Source organism: Gracilimonas amylolytica, assembly GCF_002911695.1.
GTDB lineage: Bacteria > Bacteroidota > Rhodothermia > Balneolales > Balneolaceae > Gracilimonas > Gracilimonas amylolytica.
On record NZ_PQBS01000034.1, the window covers coordinates 42,971 to 69,637 of the forward strand.

Annotated in this window: 14 protein-coding genes; 11 read left to right on the top strand and 3 right to left on the bottom strand. The window is 44.6% G+C overall.

Translation table 11 applies throughout. The features are described 5' to 3' along the window. The first annotated feature begins 8 nt into the window (after positions 1–8). The 3 genes from C3B73_RS07655 to C3B73_RS14085 are packed head-to-tail and all read left to right on the top strand — an operon-like array spanning position 9 to position 1,942. The gene (locus C3B73_RS07655) at positions 9–884 is read left to right on the top strand and encodes a DUF488 domain-containing protein (RefSeq protein WP_103665012.1); all 876 of its coding nucleotides are present in this window, start codon (positions 9–11) and stop codon (positions 882–884) included. 25 nt (positions 885–909) lie between these two features. Next, a complete protein-coding gene (locus tag C3B73_RS07660; protein WP_103665013.1) occupies positions 910–1,761 on the top strand; it encodes a hypothetical protein in 852 nt (283 codons plus the stop codon). Positions 1,762–1,789: 28 nt separating this feature from the next. Next, positions 1,790–1,942, top strand: a complete 153-nt coding sequence (locus C3B73_RS14085) for a hypothetical protein (protein ID WP_232803072.1) — start codon at positions 1,790–1,792, stop codon at positions 1,940–1,942. Positions 1,943–1,996: 54 nt separating this feature from the next. Here C3B73_RS14085 and C3B73_RS07665 read toward each other — a convergent pair whose 3' ends face one another. From C3B73_RS07665 to C3B73_RS07675, 3 genes are all read right to left on the bottom strand, one after another. Next, a complete protein-coding gene (locus C3B73_RS07665; RefSeq protein WP_103665014.1) occupies positions 1,997–3,010 on the bottom strand; it encodes a metal-dependent hydrolase in 1,014 nt (337 codons plus the stop codon). Between the two features lie 14 nt (positions 3,011–3,024). Further along, entirely contained in the window at positions 3,025–3,714 is a 690-nt protein-coding gene (locus tag C3B73_RS07670) for a class I SAM-dependent methyltransferase (RefSeq protein ID WP_103665015.1), read from the bottom strand. A 223-nt stretch (positions 3,715–3,937) separates the two neighbouring features. Further along, positions 3,938–4,558 carry a TIGR04282 family arsenosugar biosynthesis glycosyltransferase gene (locus tag C3B73_RS07675; RefSeq protein ID WP_103665016.1) on the bottom strand — a complete coding sequence of 207 codons (621 nt, stop codon included), beginning with the start codon at positions 4,556–4,558 and terminating at the stop codon, positions 3,938–3,940. A gap of 194 nt (positions 4,559–4,752) precedes the next feature. On the opposite strand from C3B73_RS07675, the gene C3B73_RS07680 reads away from it, so the two are divergent. The 8 genes from C3B73_RS07680 to C3B73_RS07715 all read left to right on the top strand — a co-directional run bounded on the left by C3B73_RS07680 (position 4,753) and on the right by C3B73_RS07715 (position 26,633). Beyond that, positions 4,753–5,085: a hypothetical protein gene (locus C3B73_RS07680; protein ID WP_103665017.1), complete on the top strand. Its 333-nt coding sequence runs from the start codon at positions 4,753–4,755 to the stop codon at positions 5,083–5,085. Beyond that, the gene (locus C3B73_RS07685) at positions 5,082–6,563 is read left to right on the top strand and encodes a dihydrolipoyl dehydrogenase family protein (protein WP_103665018.1); all 1,482 of its coding nucleotides are present in this window, start codon (positions 5,082–5,084) and stop codon (positions 6,561–6,563) included. Before C3B73_RS07680 ends, C3B73_RS07685 begins: the two co-directional genes overlap by 4 nt. Positions 6,564–6,609: 46 nt before the next feature. After that, on the top strand, positions 6,610–7,227 hold the full coding sequence (locus C3B73_RS07690; protein ID WP_103665019.1) for a hypothetical protein: 618 nt from the start codon (positions 6,610–6,612) through the stop codon (positions 7,225–7,227). A 102-nt stretch (positions 7,228–7,329) separates the two neighbouring features. After that, the gene (locus C3B73_RS07695; RefSeq protein ID WP_103665020.1) at positions 7,330–9,384 is read left to right on the top strand and encodes an acetate--CoA ligase family protein; all 2,055 of its coding nucleotides are present in this window, start codon (positions 7,330–7,332) and stop codon (positions 9,382–9,384) included. A 99-nt stretch (positions 9,385–9,483) separates the two neighbouring features. Then, on the top strand, positions 9,484–10,245 hold the full coding sequence (locus tag C3B73_RS07700; protein WP_103665021.1) for an alpha/beta hydrolase family protein: 762 nt from the start codon (positions 9,484–9,486) through the stop codon (positions 10,243–10,245). A gap of 146 nt (positions 10,246–10,391) precedes the next feature. After that, positions 10,392–12,134, top strand: a complete 1,743-nt coding sequence (locus tag C3B73_RS07705; protein WP_232803073.1) for an outer membrane beta-barrel family protein — start codon at positions 10,392–10,394, stop codon at positions 12,132–12,134. A gap of 31 nt (positions 12,135–12,165) precedes the next feature. Further along, positions 12,166–24,573, top strand: coding sequence for a hypothetical protein (locus C3B73_RS07710; RefSeq protein ID WP_157939448.1), 12,408 nt, complete (start codon positions 12,166–12,168; stop codon positions 24,571–24,573). 23 nt (positions 24,574–24,596) lie between these two features. Continuing rightward, positions 24,597–26,633: a hypothetical protein gene (locus C3B73_RS07715; protein ID WP_103665024.1), complete on the top strand. Its 2,037-nt coding sequence runs from the start codon at positions 24,597–24,599 to the stop codon at positions 26,631–26,633. Positions 26,634–26,667: the final 34 nt, after the last annotated feature.

Consider the following 26,667-nt stretch of genomic DNA (forward strand, 5'->3'; position numbering starts at 1 on the left):
AAAAATTCATGTATTACCGTAGAAAAGTCATATTAGCACTCATTGAACGGTTTGGCGGGGAACTTAAGCCCACCCACTTTCAGAAGCTGCTTTTAGTATTTACCCGCCGACAGCGGAAACCGGCCTTTGAGTTTGTGCCGTACAAATATGGTGCTTTTTCTTTTCAAGCCAGAGCTGACAAGGGTACAATGATCAAATACGGTCAGCTTAAAGATTCAAAACACTGGGTATTTTCTGCCAATCAAAGCTACCTGGAGGAACTGAACCAAACGGATCAAAAAATCCTGAATGAACTTTGGAAGCAGTTCAACAATTATTCCATTGAAGAGCTGGTCAAATATACGTATCGGGAATTCCCATTTTATGCGACGCGGAGTGAAATAGCAGAAGATCTGTTAACAGAAGATGAATTAAAACGAGTAGAACTTTCCCGCCCCAAAAACACGGGTAATATTTTATATACCATCGGGTATGAAGGTATTTCCGCGGAAGAATATATGAACCGCTTATACAGCAAGCAGGTCAATTTACTGGTGGATGTCCGAAAGAATTCAATGAGCATGAAATACGGGTTTTCCAAGAGCCAGCTCAAGAATATGTGCCAAAAAATGGGTATTGAGTTTTTACACATCCCGGAGTTAGGCATTGAATCTGATAAACGGCAGAATCTGAATACGCCTAAAGATTATGAACTTTTATTCGATGAATATAAGCGAGAAACGCTCCCAAACAGGGATACCGAATTGAATCAACTCAAGGAACTAACAGAAAAGTACGAACGAGTTGCCATCACTTGTTTTGAGCGGGAACACACCAGTTGCCATCGCCATAAAATATCCGATCACCTTCACGAAGAATACGGGGTGCCGATCGAACACATATAATTGATAACACAACATTCGGGGGAATATGAGTCATCCAAAAAACGAGGAGAGAAAAAGAGTACTGATTACCGTAAAAGCTTATCCACTTCCATCAAGGTCTTACGATGAGCTGGTCTGTACGGCCGGAATAACAGATGAAGGGGAGTGGATCAGAATTTATCCGGTTCCGTTTCGATTTCTAAAAGATGATGGTCAGTACAGTAAATACCAATGGGTGGATATTACCCTCAAGAAAGCAAAGAAGGATTTCCGTCCTGAAAGTTACTCACCGGCCGATACAAGCTTGGATGATATGGATATTATTGAAACGGTTGATACGTCAAAAAAATGGAGGATAAGAAAGGAGTTAGTTTTAAAAAAAGGTCCAAAAGTTTATACATCCATGTCTGAATTGATAGAAGACTCTAAAGAACCGAAGAATGTATCTCTGGCTACCTTCAAGCCTGCAAAGATCACCGGATTTGAATATGAAGAGGAACGTGAATGGAGTGAGGGTTTACAGAAGAATCTTCAACAAACCGATCTTTTTGATGAACGGGGAGGTAAAGGGGACAAAGATATCGTCCAAAAACTCCCCTTTAAGTTCTACTATAAACTGGAAGATAAAAATGGCAAACCTTCCAGAATGATGATCGAAGATTGGGAGATCGGGGCATTATACTGGAACTGTTTAAAAAGAGCCGATGGGGATGAGCAAGTTGCGCTTCAAAAAGTAAAAGATAAATATTATGACACATTCACTCAAAAAAATGATATTCATCTATTTCTTGGAACGACACTACAATATCATCGGCGAAGAATGAATAATCCTTTTGTGATTATTGGGGTGTTTTATCCGCCTAAAGATCCTCAGGAAAATCAACGTAGTTTGTTTTGATGATTGAAGAATTGAGTTTTGCAGCTAAATGAAGCCTCCAAGAAAGAAACTGGAAGCGCTTTATCACAAGCTGCTCCAAAGAAAAAGAAGCAGTAGTTTATTTGTTCTGCTCTGTCACAATGTAGCTCGTGTGACAGAGTGGTTTTTTGGGACCAAAGAAGCCTCTGTCGGCTCCCCTTAAAACGGAGACAGTTAAAAGGAGAATCTTAGGTTAAGTTTAATCAAGAATGGCTTGTTATAAACCGTCCTTCAAATCCCTCCCCAAAAGCATGTCCAGAAACCCCTGGCGGACTTGCTCATCTGCATTACGATAAGTGTCAAATTCTACGTGTTGATCGGGATTAGCGGTGTCTGCGGTAATACCCCAGAGAGGGGAGAGGGTGGTGGGCAGCATGGAGTATCGGGCGTCGCCGATCACCTGATCATGCTCGGGATGTTTGATCAGCCATCCTTCTGAAAGATCTGAAAATCGTTGTATGTCGGTATACAGGGTCGTGTTTTTATGATCCTTAAATTCATCCTGCCAGTTCAGAAGAGCAGTGGATTCACCCGGGTACATTTTTGGTGCTGTAAATGGCATGAGTCGCACCCCATAGCTGTACACGGTATCGCGGCTGATATATCTGACACTCCACAGCAGTTGATTGGCAATGGTCGGTTTGGCCACGATCTGTTCCATTGGTTGGGCGTTGCGGTCGGTTATGGACTCAATGGCTTTGAGGGCTCTGTTTTGCTGGATCAAACCCAGCGACAGGTAAGCAACGATCCATATCAATGAAAACCGGATATATCGTTTTTCGTATTTGAACAGGGCTAAGGCGGTAAGTATCAGGATGCCAAGGGTAAAAACCGGATCAAAGACGGAAATGATATCGAGGGAATATCGCTCGTCGCCAAATGGCCAGAAAAGGTGTACGCCGTAGCTGGTAACATAATCCATCAGAATGGCTGAGACATATCCCAGAAAACTGAATAAATACGTTTCTTTGTAGGATAATTTCTTCTTAACCAACCACCAAAGTATTCCTGAAGCAATGAGAGCTCCCACCGGGGCAAACAAGAACGAATGCATAAAATGGCGGTGCATCTCAATATTGAGGAGGGGATCGGAGGCTGAGGATATAAAGATATCCGCATCAGCCAGTAAGGCTGAGGCGAATCCGGTCAGTGCTGCAGATCGTAATTTGGCCTTGTCAGTGAAAGATTGAGAAACCGTAGCGCCAACAAGTCCGTGAGTAACAGGATCCATGGTTCACCAAACATTTACAGAACGGTATAAGGTCCGCCATTCTTAGCGATCAGGACATCACCTTTCAGGATCTCCTGTTTGAAGGATAATCCAAATTCATCTTTCCAGAGTTTGGCCGTTTTCAATTCACCTTTACGGCAGCTGTCGTCCAGTAGAACTATGTATTCTTCATCCAGTTTTGAATGAAAATAGGAGAGTGCGGGGTATCGACTCAGGTCGCAGGAGCGTTTTTTGGCCGGGGGCCCATCCACAAAGAGCATATCAATCGGTTTATCCAGAATGCGTTCATCCAGGATGGATGAGTCGTACCACTCGTAAGTATCATCCTTACAGTGCTGACAGTATTTTAATGGAGCATGGATCAGATCCACATGGTCCAGAAGATCGTGTTCTTCGAGGTGATCTCGCATGATGGATAGCCAATGCTCGTTATGATCTATGGTCTGGAAGGTGACATCCTTCTTTAAATTCCTGATCAGGCTGGCAATATAGATCGTTGAGATCCCACTGCCACATTCCACAACATGTTTACGCTGGTGGATCGTGATATCATTCAGCATATATAACAATGCGGTAGGATGAATGGATGCGCCTGTCCACGGAAGGTATTCGGAGTGGATGTTTTTTAAAAGCTCCAGGCTTCGTATATCCTTGATCTCGAGAACCAGGTCCTTGAGAATAAATTTCTTAAGTGCGTTGATCATACAATAAGTTTAGAGTAATCCGATAGGGTTGCTTGATGAACGGTCGATCGATCGAGTAAGGGGCTTTTACAATTTTTAGCCAAAAGTCCGCCGCTAAGGTATATCAGAATGAGGTGAATTAAAAACGAAAATTTGTTTTGAGACGGATTTTGTTGACGCCTCTGATATAAGTGTATTCTGATATAAGTGTATATCGTTATTTTGTGAAAATGTTCTGAAAAAGTCAGAGATCGTTCTTATCGCTGAAAACTCCGGATCGTTTCAGGTCATTGATATCATCGATATCATTAAGGACAGGAAGTACATGCCAGGTTTTGGCTCGGCTTCTTAACTTATGGATAGTTTGATCAAATACGGTAGCCTCACTCCATGTGATCCCCTCAAACAGAGTTGGGATAAAGTGTGTCATTCCAAGCAGATAGTAGCCTCCGTCTTCCGCAGGACCAATGACAACATCATGCGTATCCAAAGCCTGAAAAGCTTTTTTGAGGTGAGTTGCATTCAGGTCCGGACAATCGCTGCCAATGATCACAACTTTTTTATAGGAGTGTTCAAAGGCTTGTTGAAAGGCGGCACTCATACGAATCCCAAGATCTTCCCCTTTTTGTTTGTATTTTGTGAACCGTTCCTCGTCCCAAAGATCATCCTTAACTATGGCATCCGAATACCACACCTGTTTATCAACGGGAAGGAGAGACGTTACCCGTTTCGTGATCTTTAATAGTTCCTGATAAACATGAAGAGCTTTTGTTTCCCCGACAGCTTTGGCCAGCCGGGTTTTGACGCGGCCTTTCACGGGGTTCTTAACAAAAATCAGCAGTACTTCAGAGGTCTCTTTTGTCATACCTTGGTTTAGGTGATACGTTGTTTCAAAGAATATGCCTGATGATAAGGGTCGAATCTGAAACAATCCTGTTGGATCTGACAGAACGTTTTATATGATATTATGTTTGTGCCAATTGTAAACCGGGCATTTACGTAAGACATGGTAGGCTCGGCTCATCCAATAAACTCAATATATAAACTTAGAATGCCTCTATGGAATTTGAATTTGTGCATGAATATCTGATGGGACTTTCAGCCAATTATAACGTCAATCCGTACATTTTTGCAGGGATCTATGTGGGGGCGATCCCATTTTTCACCCTGTCTGTGGCCTGGATCATTCGAAATAAAAGAAGTGGGCGGTCGATCACATGGCCTGTTATTTCAACTGGATTCTTTTTGTCTTCCGCTTACCTGTATCTGATGATAGCCGGAGAAAATGTACCGCTTTGGGTTTATGTTCTGATTATTGCATTATTGGGCTATGGGATGTATTCAACGTTTAACAAGATCAGAAACACGCAAAAAGCAAAGGTTACCGAATGAGTTATGATTATGATCTTATTGTGATCGGGGGTGGAGCAGCCGGACTTACCGCTTCCGGAATGGGGGCTAACTTTGGAGCCAAAACGTTGATGATAGAGGCCGACAGGCTGGGTGGGGATTGCACCTGGACCGGCTGTATCCCCAGTAAAACCTTGCTGCATGCTGCAGATCTTGCCGCAGGGATAAAAAAAGCGGAGGCTTTTGGTCATCGTTCACAAACACCTCTGAATTTTAATTCGGTGCTTGAACATGTTCGCAAGGTGCGTGAAGAAGTGTATGAGGAAGCGGACGATCCTGAGATCTACTATGAGATGGGCGTAGACATAGAATTTGGACGGGCTTCCTTCGTGGATGATCATACCATCACCATTGAAGTAGAGAATGGGGGAGCCCGTAAGGAAGTAACCGCACGCATGATCCTGATCGCAACTGGCAGTAAGGCGATCATCCCACCCATTCAGGGATTGGCCGAGGTGGAGTACCTGACCAATGAATCTATTTTTGAACTGAAGGAACAGCCGGAAAGACTTACTATTATCGGTGCAGGTCCCATTGGGATCGAGATGGCTCAGGCATTTCAGCGGCTGGGAACACAGGTCACTGTGATCGATATGGAAGATCGCATCTTGCTGAATGATGATGAAGAGCTTTCCGGGATGCTGCTGAACCGACTCCAAAAGGAAGGAGTAGAGTTTCGGTTATCGGCCCGGGTTAATGAGGTTTCCAAAACCGGAGATGGTTCAGTTCAGGTTCATGCAGAAGGTAACGGAGAGACGGTTGTTTTGGAAAGTGATGCTCTGTTAATTGCTGCCGGAAGAAATGCAAATGTTGAATCCCTGAAGGTAGAAAATGCGGGGATCGAATATACCGAGAAAGGCATCACCGTAAATGATCGGTGCAAAACAAACGTGAGGCATATTTACGCAGCGGGGGATGTGACCGGGAGGTATCAACTTACGCACATGTCGGAACATATGGCTAAGGTGGCCGCAAGCAATGCCATCCTTAAGGTCCCCATGAAGATCGATAAAGCGCATGTCCCCTGGAGCACCTATACCGATCCTGAACTGGCGGGCATCGGTTCAACAGAAAAAGAATTAAAGGAACAAGGGGTTTCTTTCGAAACTTATCGGTTCCCATATGCGAAAGTGGACCGGGCCATTACGGAAGGAGAAACCGATGGCATGATCAAGATCTTGGCCAAAGCCTGGAGCGGAAAAATTCTCGGTGCTACCATTTATGGAAAGCAGGCGGGCGATCTGATCAGTGAATACGCTCTTGCCATGAAGCATGGCATCTCACTTCGGCAACTTGCGGATACCATACATCCATATCCCACTTATGGTCTGGGTGTGCGAAGAGCGGCCGATCAATGGTACATCAAAAATCAGTCGGAGTGGATGAGTAAGGTGGTAAAAACAGCTTTCAGATATCAGGGGGAGATCCCGGATTTGTCGGATAAGGATCGGATCGTTTGATACTTCTTATAACCTTGCAGGTTTAATTGATTTCAAAACGGACAGGATGATACAACGCTCAAATGTGAATCAGTGTGCCAGGGTTATATCGGATATTTTAAATCCGCTTGTTCTGCCGGTTCTGGTTTTTGGTGTTGCCGGCATGAGTATAAGTGGAAGCACTTCACAGATGCTTTTGCTAACAGGTGTTTCAGCTGTTTTCTTTCTGATCATTCCGTTGTCCATGGCCCTGATCATGCGCCAATCAAACAAGTTTCAAACACTGGATTTTAAGGGAAGAACCTCACGGAATTGGCTGTATTTGAGCTCAGTGTTAAGTGTTCTCGCCGGCTACTTAATATTTGAGGAGATCTTTGTAGGTGCACCGGAAGTATTGATGCTCATCTATCTATTCAATTTGATCATAGCCTTCCTGCTAAACCTGAAATGGAAGATCAGTGTGCATACGGGTTCCATGGTAACGGCCATTATACTTTTGGGGTGGATACAATGGATGGCACAAAATACGTTCATCCCCGGCATGGTTTCGGCCGTGTTGTTATTGATGTTACCGTTTGTGATATGGTCGCGATTGCATTTGAAAGTCCATTCCCGCTTTGAGGTTATTTTAGGAGGGATGGTAAGCCTGATATCTACCCTGATGTTGCTTGGAGGGTTGGTTTAGCCATATTTATCAAACCTTTATATGAGCTTCGTATTTACTCAACGGTTCATTTAATTTAAGTACTTTGTCAGTTAGGCTGTTTAATTCTAAACCACCATTTGCATGTCGAATCCATTTTTTATGCCCAAAGGGGTTGCCATAATCGGAGCTTCTCAGGATGCCCATAAACTGGGGCATGGGGTCCTCAGGAACCTCATTCAATACCGGTATAAAGGCGGGATCTATCCCGTCAATCACAAAGCGTACGAGATCCTGGATCATACCTGTTACCCCTCGGTTTCGGAAGTCCCTGATCCGGTCGATCTGGCGATCATTGTGGTTCCGGCGCATGCCGTGGCCGACTCCCTGAAAGAATGCGGGGAGCGGGGCATTGGTCACGCCGTGATCGTAACCGGTGGATTCAGTGAGACCGGCGATGAAGGAAAAAAAAGGGAAGAAGAGTTGCTGGCTATAGCCCGGGAATATAATATCAGGATCGTAGGGCCGAATTGTATTGGTACCATCGACACGCATACCCCGGTAAACACAACCTTTGTGGTGGGCATGCCAGAGCCCGGTGAGATCGGGTTTATTTCCCATTCCGGCGCGATGGTGGCTGCCATCATAGACTGGGCCAGCGGAAGCGGAATTGGATTTTCCCGGATCGTGAGTCTGGGGAATCAGATCGATATCAATGAAACGGATATGATCAGGTCGATCGCAGAGGACCCGAACACGAAGGTGATCACCGGCTACATCGAAGGAGTGGCGGATGGAATGCAATTTATGAAACAGGCCAAAGAAACCGCTAAAGAAAAGCCATTTCTGATGCTGAAAGGTGGAAAAGAGGAAAGCGGAGCGAAAGCCGTGGCCTCTCACACGGGAGCGCTGGCGGGAAGCACAGAAGCTTTCAAAACGGCTTTCAGGCACAGTGGTATTCAGGAAGCTGAGACGATCGAGGAGATGTTTGAATGGGCCCGTGCCATGGCCTGGCAGCCGCTTCCAAAAGGAAATCGCGTGGCGGTTTTGACCAATGCCGGAGGTCCTGCAATTTTAGCCGTTGATGCCCTTGAGAAAAACGAGTTAAAAATGGCAACGCTTTCAGAGGATACCAAGAGCTTCCTCAAGAAACGGCTCCCAAAAGCTGCAAGTATCAATAACCCGGTGGATGTGCTGGCGGGCTCGGGTCCTGGGACCTACACACTGGCATTGGAGGCATTGCTTTCAGATGATCAGGTAGATGCGGTGGTGGTTATACAGGCGCCTCAGGATTGGTTCCTGCCGGTTAGCCTGGCAGAAGTGGTCGGAGAAGTGGCCGGTTCACACGATAAGACCGTGATCACTTCCATTATGGGCAAAGCTTCGGTGGAAGATGCCCTGAAGATCCTGCAAAAGCGACGTATCCCTAATGTAGCATTTCCGGAGCGGTCGGCTTCGGTACTCTCTGCTATGATCGACCGCAGAAACTGGCTCACTCATGCGGATACGGAGATCGGTTCACCCCGAAACATTGAAACTGACAAAGCGGATAAAGCCGTGCAAATGCAGGACTGGCAAAGCCTGCTTGAATTGTATGGAGTGAGGTTTCCTGAGCAACACATAGCATCGACTCCGGATGAAGCCGTGGCTCAGTTTAAGAAGATTGGCAGTTCGGTGGCTATAAAATTAGTCTCTGATGATATTTCTCATAAATCTGATGTTGGAGGGGTGATACTGGGAGTAAATTCTGAAGACGAGGTAAGGTCCGCCTGGACCAGGATCGAAAAGGCTGTGAAAGATCATGGTGGTACTATGAAGGGCGTGGTCGTTCAGGAAATGGTGGATGACGCGCCTGAGGTGATCACGGGATTTGTACGGGATGATCAATTCGGTCCCATGGTATTATTCGGATCAGGAGGGACGGATGTGGAATTATATAAAGACGTGGATATGGCCATTGCCCCACTGTCGGCAACAGCCGCTCTGGATCTGATCCAACGAACCCGGATCCATAAAAAACTAACCGGATGGCGACAGTATCCGGAAGGCGATATTGAAAGCGTGGTCGATGTTTTAACCGCCCTGGGTCAGATCGCAATCGACTATCCTCAGATCAAGGAGCTGGAGATCAATCCATTATCGGTTCTGGCAAAAGGAAAAGGGAGTGTGGCTTTGGATGTAAGAGGGGCTATAATTTAAGATGTAATTTTTAGGCCAGGTATTGGATCATATTGTTGGGAATGTTTCCTTCTAAATGATAATTGATTAAGTAATTAGGAAACAATTTAGTTAGATCACATGAACAGCCGTAAAATTAGTTTTAAAGGAAGTCAGGGAGCCGAGCTTTCTGCAAGAATAGATGAACCGGAAGGCGGGATCACCAAGGGCACCATTTTATTTGCCCACTGTTTCACCTGCAGTAAAAATTTAAAAGCCATTGGACACATTAGCAGGGCGTTAACGGAAGAAGGGATCGGTGTTTTTCGCTTTGATTTTACCGGCCTTGGGGAAAGTGAAGGAGATTTTTCGGATACCAATTTTTCCTCAAACATTGAGGATCTCGTTGCTGCTTCAGAATATATGAAGAAAGAGTGGGAGTCGCCCCGTATGCTAATGGGGCACTCCTTGGGCGGAGCAGCTGTACTACAGGCGTCTCACATGATCGAATCCATTGAAGCGGTTACCACCGTGGCTGCACCCTGTAATCCGGATCATGTGACCAATCTGTTGTTGGATAAAAAAGAAGAGATCGAGAAGAAAGGGGAGGCTACCGTTCAGCTTGCCGGCCGGCCTTTTAAGATCAAGAAACAATTCCTTGATGATCTGGAAGCACAAAACATGGATGGGATCATCAAGAACTTAGACAAACCGCTGCTCATCTTTCATTCTCCGATCGACAAAACGGTGGGTATTGATAATGCGGCTCACATCTATAAAATGGCTAAACACCCCAAAAGCTTTATATCCCTGGATGATGCCGATCATTTGTTATCCAACGAAGAAGATGCGCATTATGTGGGGTCTGTAACAGCTGCCTGGGTACATCGGTATTTTCAGTAATTAAAACTTTAAATGAATCCGGTATGGGGTGCAGGAGGTCAGCGGTTACAGTCTTTAAAATTAATTAAAAAATTTTGAGCTGATTTAAAATCGTTTCTCGTAAGTAAGAGGGAGTGCAACTATCAACTTTACAGAAACGAGTCACATTGCAGGGGAAATACATAATTTTTACAGGGGTATTGATCTTTTTCTTCGGGATGGCCACATCAGTGATGGCCCAAACCGACCCCATTATCGAAGGCTCTGATATCCGTCCCTTAACAGCTTCGGGGAGTATTGGAATCAAAGCTAATGGCTACACCGCCAGTGGAATTGATAACCGAAGGGCTCCGGCTTCTCTTCAAACCAATGCCAATCTTAATTTTTCGCTGTTTGGATTGAGTTCCGGTTTAAGCCTGCTTTACTCTACTGACCAAACGGGACTCAGGCAGAATATGAACAACCTGAGTTTCAACGCTTCCTGGGAGTGGATCACGGTTCAGGCCGGAAGTGTCAGTCCCAGTTTTTCTGATTATGGTCTGAATGGTACCACTATTCGGGGTGGATATGTAACAGCAACTCCGGGCAACTGGCTCGTCGAGGTTTCAGGGGGGCAAGCCCGAAGAAAGGTGGAGTTTCAGGTTGATGACGGCTTCAGAGACCCGGCTTATGAACGGTGGACAGCTGCTGCAAAACTTGGATATGGCGGAGAAAATAATTCACACTTTTATCTGAGCTCGCACTATTCCATAGATAAGGTGAGTGATCTTAAAAGTGGAACAAATACTCTTGAAGTTACACCGGAAGAAAACCTGACTCTGACACCGGATGCTCAGTTAGCCTTATTTGATGGAGTATTCACCGTATCCAGTCAGGTAACGGTTTCAGCTTATACGCGCGATCTTAACAGCGCAGCCCTGCCGATCGGCTCAGCGGGAATTCCTTCTTTTGTGGATAATATTTTCAGACCCAGGACCAGTTCCCGTATCAACTATGCGGGACAGGCGGGAGCTAATTTGAATCTGGAAAATTTTGGGTTACAAGTAGGGTACGAGAGGATTCAACCCGGATTCCGGTCTCTTGGAATAGGGAGGATGCGGGATGACCAACAGGAGATCTTGATCGCACCATCTGCCCGCCTTCTTGATAACCGACTGTCCCTTCAGGGTTCACTGACTCTTGGTCGCGATAACCTGCTGGGAACCCGTCTTCAGACTCGAAAGAATACCTCTGTTGGAACCAATGCTCAGTATCAGCTGACCGACATGATCATGCTGAGTGCCAATTACAATTTGATGGTCAATGATTTTTCTTCAAGTGCGGCCGCAGATTCCCTTCAACAAGCAGGGCTGGGTCAAATGCAGGTCTCACATACCTTTATGTTGCAGCCAAACTTTACGGTACGTCAGGGAGACCTGATGCATAATTTTGGGGTATCCGGTTCCTATTTTAAAATGGATAATGAATTCAAAGGATCCGCGAATCCAGGTCAGAATAATTTCTCATCAGATACCTATTCCGGTTCACTTAATTATAGCCTGACGTTCCCGTCAGGTTTTTCGGTAAATGCCATGGGGAACTACCTGGTGTATAACTCTGCCCGCACTGACAATAAAACACTTGGGGCCAATGCCGGGGCTTCCTATTCATTTTTTGAGAATAAACTTTCCATGAATTTGAATCTGGGTTTTAATCAGAATACCAATGAACTGGATAGAAGTGATCAAAATCTGGGGAACACTGTTTTTAAGACCCAACAGCTTATGGTCAACCTGTCGTCCAACTACCGGGTCTATGAAAAAGGGAGCCTTTCACTCAGCCTGAGAAGCAGAACCAACAATGCTTTGGAAGGAGCCGGAACCAAATATACAGAGCTGGAAGGGACCATCAACTTTCAGCACAGATTTTAATTCAAGGATCTTATAAATCGAGCTTATGTCAATGATGTCATCAAATTTCAAAGGTTTATTGAATAAAGCAGCAGGTTTTCTGTTGCTGTTTTGTGTTTTATCATCGGGGGTACAAGGCGTTATGGCTCAGGGAGTAGCCAGTATTAACGTGACGGGTATTCCGAGCGTGATCAACGATCCCTTTACAGATCAGTTCGAGGAGAATTTCAGAAATGGAAGGTATCAGGTCATTTTTACCTACAACAACTCCAACACCCAGCCGGTTGATTTTCGCTTTGAATTCAGTTTATCAAAGGATGGAAAGGAAGTACTTGAGATAACCTCTGAACCCGAAAGTTTTGCTCCGGGTGCCTATGTCTTTACCTCAGTTTTTGATGAATTACCATTCAGGGAAACCTTTGATGACCTGATCGATCAACTTTCCAAAGAACAGCAGCAACAGATCATTCAGGGTGGTTCCATTCCGGAAGGAAATTATGTGCTGAATATCAGGCCTATTGCTGAGAATAGCGGAGCCATGATCTCTTCCATGCCATCAGTAAACCCGTTTTCCGTTATTTACCCTCAGGCTCCAATACTTATCAACCCATCCGATAGAGCCAACCTGGCGCTTGAAACTCCGGTATTCAACTGGACACCCGTACCGGTTGGCGGTTACTCTATTGACTATCATTTTCTTTTGGTGGAAGTGCTTGGCAGCCAAACGCCTTTGCAGGCTATAAATAGTAATCGGGCGCATGCTGAAGCTAAAGTAACCGGACAAAACACCCTTGTTTATACCCCGGAATATCTGCCCCTCGAAAAAGGACAGGAATATGCCTGGAGGGTGACAGCAAGATCCGTGAATGGAGACCTGCCTATCAGAAACGAAGGCGAAAGTAACATTCGAACATTTACCTATAAATCGGGTATCGGTTCAGAAACGATAGCTGACCTGAGAGATCTGAAAGACCTACCACTTGTACCGGGTTTCGCCAGCCTGACTGACTTAGACAGAATGGAGGTGAGTGAAGAACGTAATTATTACGAATTCAATGGGCGAGCCACTCTGCTCATGGATTTTGTGAGCACGGGACAGAAAAAAGTAACCGTGATGGTCAATAATCTGCGCCTTCAAAAGGGATCTATTCAGGCTCCGATCCTAATGGGAGGTTCCCTTAAAGGAAGTGGTAAAGAACTGACAGATGTTTTGAATACACAGTCTGAACTGGTTACCCTGAACGATGTAACCTGGCGTTTTGGAGAGGGTATCAACACAGGCGTAGCTCTTAGTAGTCCCGATGGGCAAAGTTTTGACGCAAAGGGTCGCCTGATCCTGGAGCCACAAGGAGCCCGTGGTTCGGTCAGTGCGTCCGGTTCCCCGCTATTCTATTATGGGGATGACCTGGTTGAAGCAGAAGTGACTTCCATAAACGCCTCCTTTCCTGAAGGCACTGTTTATGGGGAAGGTTCTGTAAAAGTGTTGGGAAGAGAATCGGGCTGTGATGTAACCCGCTTTGCATTTATTGAAGGTGATCTGGTCACCACTTTTCGTTGTACTTCACCCATCGCTATACCATTGGTTAACGAAAGTAACCGCTTGAACATGCTGGTTGAGCGGATGATGGGGGATCTTAGCATAGATCCGAATACCGGAGACATGGATTATGATCTGAACCTGATGACCTCCATAGGGCTTGAAACCGATCAGGGTCAGGCATGTGGAGCGAATGCAGGACTATCTATAAGCTCAGAAAATGGTCTTGAGATCAGTGACTTTTCACAGGATCAAAGCTGTAAATTTGAGAAGCCCAAGATCGATCTTGGGTTCTTTACCCTTGAGTTGCACCAAAGTGAACTGCAAGAACTAACCTATGACGCTCAAACCGGTGACTGGGATTTTGAAGTCCTGCTTGGGGCAAAATTTGAGATCCCATCTTTTGGGGAATGGGGCTCTTATAATGTTCGGGACATTTTAATTGATGAGGAAGGAGCTCATTTCAATTCCATTGATTTTTCAGAAGAGCTGGCAGGACTTCCTGATTTTGATATAAATAATTATACCGTACAGCTGGAGACCTTGGAGTTGGCCGAGTTTCTGTTTCCAATATTTGACTGGGATCAAACTGGACCGGGGCCGTGGGACCTTAGTTTCTCAGGAAAGGTGGGAGTTCCAAACAATCCGGGTTATCCTGAATGTATAAGAGGACAGCAATTAGCATTGAGAGCCGGAAATGTAAGTGGTGATGAAGTTTCAGCATCCATCGTACCGCAAAATTTTGAAGGATGTAGTTTTGAGTTTGGTGCCGGATATGCTTTCAATATTGATGATATGGCCGGTAAATTTGGAGTCCGGTTTACCGATAATGGAGAAGAGCCCATTGGTCGCCTCGATTTTGGTGGAAGTCTGACACTTGGTCAGCCTTTTGCCTGTGAGGCAAATTCGGATCTGGACATTGGCAGCACTCAGCTTTCTATTACCACCGGGCTGGTTGGCGAGATCGAAAATATCATTCCAAGTTGTGATGTATTGGTTGGTCCTTTTACGGCAAATGTAACCTCCTCCCAACTAAGATTTGATCATACACCTGAAACCGGACAGGAGGCATCGCTGATAGCCTCCGCTGATCTGGATCTGAGTGAAGGGCAGACCGCATCGGGTAGTTTTGGCCTCAATTTGATCACCGGTCGTTTTAACTCACTGGATTTCCTGATCAATGATCCCTTCGACTGGAATATTCCGGCTGAAGAACCGGTATTGAGTTTCCGACTGAATGAAGCCCGGTTAACGGAAGAAGGCTTCAGCGTGGATGGCCGGCAGCAGTTTAACCTTGGTTCAGATCAAATCATGGGTACGACTTTTGACAGTTTGCTGATCGATATTGAAACCCTTCAGATACAACGTGGCCGCATATTGTTTGATAGTGAGTTTGGCTTTGCCGCCGGTATTGATCCCAATGATCAAAGTCTGAGTTATCAGGCCGTGCCGTTAGATTCTGAGCTGCTACAAGACCCCGGTATGTATTTGGGGATGTCGGGGCAGATCCAGATCGATTCGCAAGGTATTCAAACAGAAGGACAAGCCGATGCAACCCTCAGGTTCAACGATGAAGAGTACGACCTGGCTCAGGTGGCCTATTCCGATGGTTTCCGGTTCAGATTGTTCCCTTTTGAGGTTGGCAGTGGTCAGGCTGATATCATGTACGGAGACAGCCGCATAGCGTGGCTGGATGAGGATGGTTTCCATCCTTCGCCGGGATTCTTTGCGGACCTGTTGATCCCTGAACATCTTCCTCTGCCAACGATGGATATTGCCTATCTGACCCTTAAGGAAGAGGGAGAATTATTGGTAGAGATCACAGAAAATGAGGACGGTAATTATGCGATGTCAACCTTGCCCGGCAAAACATTGACCATAACAGCACCCTATTTTGATCCACAGGGTAGTCCATCACTCACCAATGTAACCCTGAATAACGTGGTGATATCAGGAAATCCGTCTAATCCGGAGATCCTTGAGGGGAGCATCGAAGTGACCATACCTGAGGACGATCCAATGTGGCAGTTAAAAGATCGTCAGGTTCCGATCACACTTAAAAAACTTCAATTCGGATCCAGGCCGGTTAATGGAACCTCATTGACGGCATTACACTTATTGGGCGACCTCCATCTGTTTGAAAATGACCTGCCGGATGCCCAACAGGAATTTGGTTTCTTTATTCAAAGCAATGGGGTGTTAAGAGCCGATCTGAATATCACCGGTATGGATGCTCAGGTACCTCTTTTACCCGAAGATAAAGCGTTATTGAAAGTGGACGGAATCAGCGGAACGTTCACATTACTTGAAGGGGCTAATTCACCCGGTTACGACTTCACCATAGACAGTGGTTTTGAACTGAATACTGAAACCGGGATCTCAACCGGCGCGGAATTTGACCTGAGATTGACACCCGGGAGTATGAGTCTTGAAAATCTGGTAACTGAAGACCTCGAGGGGTTGCCTGAATTTGATTTTGGCGTGTTTGGCCTAAAACTGAATACGATCGAGAGTATACCCCAGTTTGATTACACTCCGGGAGAAGGATTTGATTTTGCCTTTGCCCTGGATGCAGATATTCGGATTCAACCTGAAGGAGCTGAGGAGATCATATTCCCACTGCAGGGATTTGAGATCAGGGATACAGGGATTCAGATCCCAATACAGGACATCAGTTCGGCCAGTATTCCGGGTTTGAGTTTGCCGGAGTTTGATATTGCCGGTTTCAATTTTAAACCATTATCGCTTGAAACAACTTCTCCATTTACATTCAATTGGGGAGAAGGACTTGATTTCAATCCGGATGTGAACATGAGTTTTGAAGTGGATCTGCCTGAGTTTGAAGGCACAGGTTTGAATCCACCGGATGGTCTCACCTTCAATGATGTAGGGCTGGTTGACGGATTTTTAACCGGTTCCATTGAGCCGTTTCAGCCATTGGGGGGAGCAGAAATAGACCTGGTTCCGGGCATGCCGGATTCACCGACTCTAATGATCAGTGAGTTATTTGGATCACTGGATGCGGGACAGGATGAAAATGGAGACCTCTTTCAGGCCGTCAATATCGACCTGACCGGTGAGTTAGGTAACCTGCCGGCTTTTAACATTGACGACCCGAATGCTTGTGTTGAAAACGGATCCTTTACATTGAGTCTGGTTCAAAGTAAATATTTTGAAGGATCGGTAAGTGGTATTCAGCCTTGTGGGTACCTTGAATTAGGTCCTGCCCAAATTGCGGTCACCAATGCAGACCTAAACTTCAGCGTGTCAGCCGATCAGCAAATGGCAGAACTGGATGGAGGGGTGATGGTGACCTTACCGGCAACGGATCAGGGTTCTGAAGTGACCGCCAATGGAAACCTGGTACTCGATCTGATCGAAGGTAAGATCAACGACGGTTCAGTAACGATCGATCAACAGTTTGGTTTGGAATTCCCTCACGGACCAAGTGACCCTCTGTTTACCTTTGGCATCAATCAGGCTGTGCTGAGTAAAGATGGTCTATTGGTGAATGGGGGTGGAAATCTATCCGCAGACGGAGTCCAGTCTACCGTACAGTTCAACGATCTTTTAATAGGGTTTAACCCGTTCGGGGTACAATCCGGTAATGCCTCCATAGCAACTAACTTTGCTATGGAGGTTGGGGTACAACCTTTAGCTCTCAAGCTAAAAGACCCTGCTACCGCAATGCCGGCAGATAATGCTATCGAATTAGGACTGAACGGCGACATCGTTCTCGATAACAACGGTTTAAATCTGACCGGAAGTTCTACTGCTACCATCAGGTTTCAGGGAGAAGAATATGCCGCCCTGGAAGTTGCCTATGAAGACGGGTTTGCACTGAATGCGGGTGGATTTGCCGTAAATCAGGGACGTGCCTTATTCTACGAAATTGAAAATGGGGTTCGGTCTCAGGATCCATTAGCTGTGCTCAGTCAGAGAGGGTTTGATCTTGGGGAATTCATTGCCTCTTTATTACCATCCAGGATTCCGTTGCCATCAGAGGATATCGCTTATATCGACATAAAGGACTCCAATGACAGTCTGCTTGTGGATGTCATATCCAATGAACAAACCGGTGGCTATACTATCACCACTAATGAGTCTACTTTACCGATGGTGATCACGGCACTTGAAGATCAAAATGGAGACCCCACGGAAGTCAATGTCGGTTTCAGTTTGACTACGGACGGTTCCTATAATATCACGGGCGGATCCCTTTCACTGGAAAGCAGTTACTCACTGGAATCCCGGTTAGACATCCCGGTCAGCATCACGGAATTCAGCATTGGAAACGATGGAAATGGCATGGAACTCAAGGCCGGTCTGAAGGTTGATCTTCCGGGGCCACTAAAAGACCATGATGCCATTGCAAACGCTGTCATCGATCAGAATGGGTTATCTCAGGCTTCAGTTTCGGTTGGGACACACCTGACGGCCTATCAAGATGGTATTACTCCGCTTTTTGCCTATGAACACTCAGGCAACATAGATGGAAGTCAGGAGACGGATGTCTTTGAAGCCGAACTTTGGGGAATTGAAGCAGAGTTTGGTGGCACCAACAGTGTTGCCGTATCAGGAATATTGAATAGCAGTTTGATCCTTGAAGTAAGTGGAGGAACAGATCCGATCTTTTATACAGCTTCGTGGTCTGATACCGGCTGGGATTTTAGCATAGACCCCGGATCACTCGGAGACCTTTCCATGGGAGATGCGACACTTGCTCTCAATCAGCAAGATGGAATTGATGTGGTAAGCACTGACGAGGCATTTTATCTGGTATTGAATGGTCAGGTGTCATTAGAAGATGTGATCGGTGAGCCGCTGGATGTTTCGGTACAGGACCTTGAAGTAGGGGTTGATGGGCTTGAATCAAGTCCTGCATTGCACTTTGCAATTGGAGGGGCTTCAGGATCGATAGCAGATCAAACTTTTAGTCTGTTTGAAGGGGCATTTGAAGGCCTTATTGAAAGTCCAACTATTACTCTGAATGGACGGTCATTGGCCCTAAGTTCCGATACCGGGACCCTGACTTTCCTGGAGAAAGATATCGAGTATAATGACCTGATGATAGATACACAGGGTGGTTTAACTTTTTCAAGCATTGAAGCCCAGAATATCGAATTGATCCCCGAGTATGTTTTAATGAATTCATTGACCTTATCCGGTGATGAAGGACTAAGGCTGGACAGTGAGTTAGCGATCACTTTACCGGCACCGGTTGATCAAACTTCATCCTCGATCATTAGTATTTACCGGGATGAGCAAAATGTGGTACAAATAGAAGCGACTGCACCTGCTTTTGATCTTGAACAACAATATGCTTTGGGTGACTTTGGATACTTCCAGCTGAACGAACTGCAGGCGGATATTGACCCGTATGATTGGGAAAGTTCAGGCATTTATGCCAACGGGGATCTCTACAAATCAGGAGATACATCACCTATCATAAGTTTTGGGGAAGCAGGACAGATCACGCAAAATCCGGGAATTGGATTGTCGGCGGAATCACCTTACGTGCAATTCAATGCTACCGGGAATGTCGGCTTCGATTATGATTTCAGTGTATTCAGTGTAGCCGTCAATTTTGATGAAATTTCTACAACTCCAGATGGATTTGAATTAGAGTTAAGTGGAAGTTTAAATATGAGTGATGATGTTGATGCGTTGACAGTACGGAGTTCTATCAACTATGAGAATTTTGTAATTGACCATACCGGTGTTAAGAATTACGGAAATATTGATGGATCCGGAGAACTCGAAATGGATGGGATCGGTAAAATTGGGATCGGTCAGTTTATTTACGAAAAATATGAAAATGGCAAAGACATTGAGATAGCGGATGCTTCTGAAAAGAAACCTAATGAAATAGAAGGAGATCAAACTGGAATTCCTACTCGTACGGAAACGGGAGTGACCGAACTACTGTGCTTTGGGCCTTGTCCGGTTAGCACCAGTCAAGGAAGTGTGTCTCAAAGTGCACTCACGGTATCTATTGGAGGAGGCACAGACAGTGAAAGCGGAGGCTTTACCGGGGGTGTTAAAACCATTTTCTTCATGAAAAAATCCACCGGAGAATATGAACTACTGATAGATAGTTTAAATGTTTCACTGATAGATAATTTTTCCATCACTGCCAATATGCACTATCTGAATACAAATGACGGATTTCTGTTAAGAGCGGCAGCCAGTGGAGATTTCACTTTTGGCAATCAAAATGTTTCAGCAGCGGTAGCCGGTAAATTTGCCAACATTGGTGGAGAAATGAGTTATGGATTGTTTGTGGCTGCACAGACAAGTGTGGGTATCCCGATCGTTCCGGGCGTGATAGAATTAACGGGAGCCGGTGGAGGTTTTTTCTGGAAACCAACTGAGAAGGACCTGGATCTTGTTGTAACAGCTGTTGAAGGTATGGGGCACACGATCATCAAAAAAGACAGGTTTTCGCACAGTGATGATCTGTTATTTGCTGCTCAACTTTTCGGGAGTTTCGGTATCGCAGGCTCAGGCACAGATTATGTGATCGAAGGAAGTACTTTTTTACAGCTTACTGATGAAGGCTTTTATATGGATGCCAGTGGGGTGGTCTTAGGTATGGATGGCACCTCAGAGGCTCCTGCAAATACTTTATTGGAGGGTGGCATGTCACTTGAAGTACAATGGGATCCAAAAATGTTTATTAATGGTACATTCTTTGCGAATGCCAATGTACCGGCCATACTGACAGGTGATGGTGAAATAGAATATTTTGCTGCAGATAACAACGGAGAAACGGTTTGGGGAATAATGGGTAAGGCTAACTTCTCCATTTACTCCGGTATCATGACAGGTGGCGGAGAACTCTTAGCTTCAGGTTCGGGTGTACTATTGGAAGTAAATGTTGGCTTTGATGTTGATATTCCGATCCTTGAAGTGAACAGTAATGTGACCGGCTCCATCTGGATGATCGATGATCCGGATTTCAGTATGCCATTTGGGGCCTATGTGGTGTTCAGTGCAGAGGCCTGTCTCGGTTTTTGTATCACAGCTGATGCTAAAGCTGCTTTTGTAACAAAAAGATCGGGTGGTTTCCAGCTATATGGAGCTGTGAGAGGTTGTGTAGATCTCCTGATCGATGAAGCCTGTTTATCAGCTTGGGTATCGCTTACAGAATCTAAACTGGATGGTGGATTTGGACAGGGTGATCATAACGATCTGATTGCTCAGGCTCAGGATCAGAGAGATCAATTCCGGCAGAATATTGAAGCAATGAAAAATAGTATAGAGGATGCTAAAAATGCACTTTCAGAACCACCGGTATTCAGTGGACCGGCATACTCAGAAGAGGATGTTTTTAAAGCAGGTGCTAATATCTACTCTCAGGGTTATCAGCAAAGAAGGAGCCTGGCTACCATTATCGAAGATCAGGTTGAGAATAACCGATACTATTCACAAGGCGGAAACTTGCCAACGTCGTTACAAAATATTCTAACAGATATGATGGTGCGACCAAAAGTGTATAAGCTGTATGACTTGTTTACTTCCCGGTCTAATGCCCGACAGGAACTGCAAACGGCAGTCAGTAATGCTGAGACAATTTCTGATGCTGTTACAGATAAGTTGAATAATAGTGTTGAAAAAGCTATTGAATTCAGTAATGATGCTGAAACAGCATTCGAAGACATGATGACAATGATGAGCCAATCTCCGGTTTCAAATGTAGTTAAGCCGAATCCAAGTGAAAATACAACGGATTCAGTTTCCTTTACTGTAAATGAAACAATGGCTGAAAACCAGGCAAACAGCACAGAATCGTTAAGGGAAGAAGTGGATCAGCTGGATCAACAATTCAGAGAAAGCATTACACAGGTAGAGGAGAATCTCGATGATATGCAGGATATGCTTGCTGCAGAATATAATTTCAACTACCGTTCACCTAGTCAGAGTTCACAACTTTCAAGCCTTAATTCTCAGATAAGTGGTGGTAGCAGCAGTACAGAACCCGCTCTTAGTATTACGCCAAGTGTTAATGCTCTGGCAAAAGCCTATACAGATGTGTACGAAAAATTTGAAAAGTATTTTGCATTAGAGGCTAATATAAATTGGATGGAATGGGAATGGGCTTATAACCTTAGGGAAGAGTACATCAGTAGTAGAAGTAGCATTCAGAATGGAATCGGAACGTTGAATTCACGATTTAATAATCGGTTAAATTCCCGGAATAGTGGCTCAACCGGATTCAATGCTTTCAGAAACGAAGTCCACAAAGTAGCACAACGTAATCAGGCTATTTTACGCTTCAGTAACTCAAATTTTGATTCCAACTTTCCTCACCCTGCATCCAGTAGTGCCCCGACTGCAGTAAATGATCTCTATTCTGAGCTATTAAATCCAAATTGTGATGGAAGTGGATTAGATTGTGTTCGTGATTCTGTATCAAATATGAATCAGGATTTCTGGTATAACATGCATGTTTTGGGACTTGAAGAACATGGAGATAAATCGGCTCAGATAGTTGTAGATGAGGTGGTCCCAAATATGAACACGGTTCAAAGTACACTAAGGGAAGGTCACAAGGGAATGACAACTCTGCTTGACTCTTTTTACAGCAATAAAGCACAGTTAACGGCCATTCTCTATAACATGATAGACAATTATGTGAATTGGAAAGCAGGGATCAATTTTTCTTCAGATGGGGAAACACTAACTACTTCATCTGATACATCGAATACAGATTATAGAAGCCGTATACAAGAGTTGTCGAATGACCTGAGGCCTCCTCAAATTTCAGATATATTGGCTGAAACGTCTCGCCATTCTGCAAGTGGAAGTACAGTTAATTTTAACACGTTCTTCAATGATACTGAGATTTCCTGGTCGGCTACTCATCCCGTAGGGGTTATAGAAAATAGTGTAAACGTCGAACTGAGTGATCTTGAAAATATGCAGGATATAAATAACACGTCTGTTGCGTTTGGCGACGACAATTACCTGTCATTAGGGGAAGAGACCTCATTGAACATATATCCATTTAAAACGGCATTGGGTACAGGTAACGCTGTAAGTGAAACTAAGATGATAAACCTGGGATTAAGAGTCAGAGGTAATGCCGGTAATACAGCTACTAGAAGAACTCTGTTCTGGGTAGACGTCGGTCCCGAAGGTATTAACTTTTCTGACTCAGGATTCCTGGGTACAGACGGTGATCCTTCGGTATTGAATGAGGATAATACCAAACCGGACAAGCCTGTTATTAAACTGGGAGATATTTATGGAAGTTCTTCCCGGTATGTTTCTATGGGTAAAGGATATTACGGAACTTATGTTTCAACATACTGGACCAAAGATCCATCCAATCTCACCCTTAAAATTCAAGCTTACGATGCACAATCAGATATCGCTAATTATGAGTATGCAATCGGTACTTCAAAAGGTGCTACGGATGTGGTTGATTGGACAACCTTACAAGGTACCAGAGAGTTTATATCCGAAATTCCAACTTCCCAGATCACCGGAGAAACTCGGTTAATAAATATGAGTGAGGGTGTTTCCTATTATGTAAGTGCAAGAGCTATAAATGGTGAAGGATTAGTCAGCGATGTTACTGAAAGTTCCACAGCTATTAAACTGGATACAGATAAGCCATCAAAACCGGGTACGGCATATATTACTGCCCCACTGGTTATAACTATGAGTACGTTTGGGTACTCCACTCCTGTAGATCCAATGGTTACAACAGCACCCGACCTTAACATCAGTAACTCTGATAAAGATGACTGGGAAAATGCTCTGATTCCAGAAATTTCAGCAGCGTGGACCGAATCAAATGATTCAGATTCAGGATTGGATAGATACGAATACATTGTATCCACTTCTGAAAATGTTGCAGTAGCTCAGTTTACAGATACGGATAAATATACAACCGATGATCTGAATATGACCTACACCGGTGCAATGAAGAGTTCCGTATTAGAAGACTTTGATACGGAAGTATTTGTACACGTGAGAGCTGTAGATGTAGCCGGGAATGCGAGCGATATTCATACCATTGGATCAATAAAACCTCGTGACCCAACTCCACCAAAATCCGGAAGAATGAGAGCTAAAGTAAATCCATCGGATGTTAAACTGTACTTTACTGAGTTACCATATGACCCCGAAACAGATCTCAATGGAATTCAATACTCAATAGGTACTTCTCCTGGATCTGATGACCTAAGAGCCTGGCCTGCAGATGGAGAGGTAGATTTTGGATGGAGTCATTATAACAATTATTATTTGTTCAATTCTAATACTCAGTCCTCGGAAACAGTACAACAATCTTCAGGTGGACTTTACTCCGGTGTTAGTTCAGGTACTACATATATCTCAACAAACATAAATTATGTTTCCAACACTAGTAGCTTGAGTGCCGATTTAACACCTGACAGATACTTAACATTGTCCAGATCAGAAATTCCTGAAGGTACAAACATATACATCAACTACAGATCTGTAAATGGTAACAATAAGTTTTCCTCTATAAGGTCAACGGGACCATTAGCAATAGATGAAAGCATCCCAGAAATGCCATCATTGGATGTAACTTATAAAGTATCAAATAACAGGTTGCATATTGAATTAGATGACATTGAAGATCCTGAAACAGGAATAACATCAGTTCGGTATGCCGTATATAAATCAAAAAGCCCTCTTCCATTGAAATCATGGGCTGATTTTGAGACTATATACGGTATTAACCATAGTAGTTTTGATGCAGACAGATATGTGTATTTTTCTGATGGGGAAGTTCCTGACTTTACGGACCTTGTTGTTAAGATCAAGATAACTAATGGGGCAGGGATGCAGAGGATCATTAACCGATCATTATCTTATTCAGATTCTTATACAGCCAAGAATTTTCAACCAAGGACAACTTATACGTATCCTAAAATTGGGTTTTAAAATAAATGTTTAAAATAGTTTACATGTCATATTTAAGAATTGGGTTAACCTGTTTGTTGATGATTGCATTATCTCTACTTAAAACAGGTGAATTGAAGGCTCAGTTAAATAATGATCAACAGATCATCGGTATAGCAAGCGAAGAAGGTCAGGCTTATATCTATCATGCACAGCAAATTCCGCTGTCTCATGGATATAATGTTTATAGAAGTGAGAATGGAGATAACTGGACCAAATTAAACAGTGAGGTCATTTATCCTGCCCGCGATGGCTATGACCTTGAGTACCGTTTGCAGGATCAATTTGAACTGGCACAGCAGTTAACGGGTCGGCAGGATCCACAAGCGGTGTATCTGATGCTGAGAAGCGGTACCGGAGCCGGTATCATCGCAAATTTCGCATCACCCGAAATAGCCCAGAATATGGGCCGCTTATACATCGATGAAGATGCTCCCATAGGGGAAGACGTGCACTACCGTTTCGATATCGTGGATGACCTGGAACGTTCAACCGGTCAGGCTATAGAAGGGGAGGTCGATCTCGATGTTGTACAACCACCCGCTCCCACAGAACTTGACGTAACCAACCGAGGAAAGTTCGTTGACTTCAACTGGAACTATGTGCCGAATTCTGACCGGGATTCAAGATATGTGATCCGTTTTCAGATCTTTTACAGGGAAACAGGTGAAGAAAACTGGCTTCCCTTTCATGAACAATTATTGGCAAGAACCACTGGGAACACTGAGTTTAAATTTACCGATGAAGTGCCGGTTCTGGGAGAAGAGTATGAATTTGTAGTGCATGCCGTAGATTTCACCGGTGCAATTTCTGATGAAAGCAACAGGGTAACTTTAGATGTGGTAGAGAATACGGCTCCGGCTCTTGTCAGAAACGTTCAGGCTTCCGATCTGGGGAATTACAAAAGTCGTGTCACATGGGCTGTCTCAACGGAATTGGATCTTGGGGGATATCACATATATCGGGCGAGAGATGACGAGGAGGAATATGACCGAATTACCTCTGAATTATTACCTCCGCTTCAAACAGTTTTTGAGGATTCCGTTACAGAACCGGGACATCAATACCGATATAAGATCACAGCTTCAGATACATTGGGTAACGAAAGTGAGCTAAGTAATCCGGCACATATTTATTTTGAAGATGAACGCATTCCTGACCCGATCACAGCTGTCGAAGCCACATTGATCGATAATAAAGTTGCCAGGGTTGTCTGGGAGAATGGTGAAGTGCCCGGTGGGCTAAGATCATATCAGGTGCTTCGACGGGAAAGAGAACGCGGGGCGGAAGGACTTTGGAGTTTATTGAACAGCAATGCCCATACTGAGACATCCTATGAAGACACCGGTTTTGGTGGAACCCGCTTTGTGGAGGGGACTACGATCGAATATGGGATCGCGATTGTCAGTGAAAATGGCAACATCAGTGATACTGTAAGCACTGCTCTTAAGATCCCAGATATCACGCCACCGGAAGCACCCGGTTTACTGGAATTAACTATGCAGGAGGCCCGAAGAGTAGGGATCACATGGAATGCATCCTCATCAGGAGATGTAACGAATTATCGAATTTACAAACGAGAGTTAGATTCCGGTGATAGTGCTGATACCTTGATTACTGAAGTTGGTAAGGGAGACAGGTATTTTAGGGATGAAAATGTACCACTGCATAAAACCTACATTTACTCGGTTTCAGCCGTTGACTCAGTGGGTAATGAAAGCATTTCTGCTATATCCGATACACTCATCACGCGTAACACCCATGCTCCTGACAGGGTGCGAAATGTGCAGGCCGTCAAACTGGATGAGGGTGTTGTATTAACCTGGGAAGCCGGTGATGAAACAAAACTGGATGGGTATGTTATCTATAGGTCCGGTATTGCAACGGGTGTTTATGAAAAAGTAGGTACAGTGGAATCCTCTACCACAAGGTGGACCGACGGGACAGGAGAAGCCGGTAACTGGTATAAGGTCCATGCTATGGATATGACCGGTAGGGAGTCAAGAACGGCCAAAGCCACTCAGGCTGTAGAAAGAAATTGAAGTTCAGGGTTTATTTCAGAATCTTAGAGTTCGA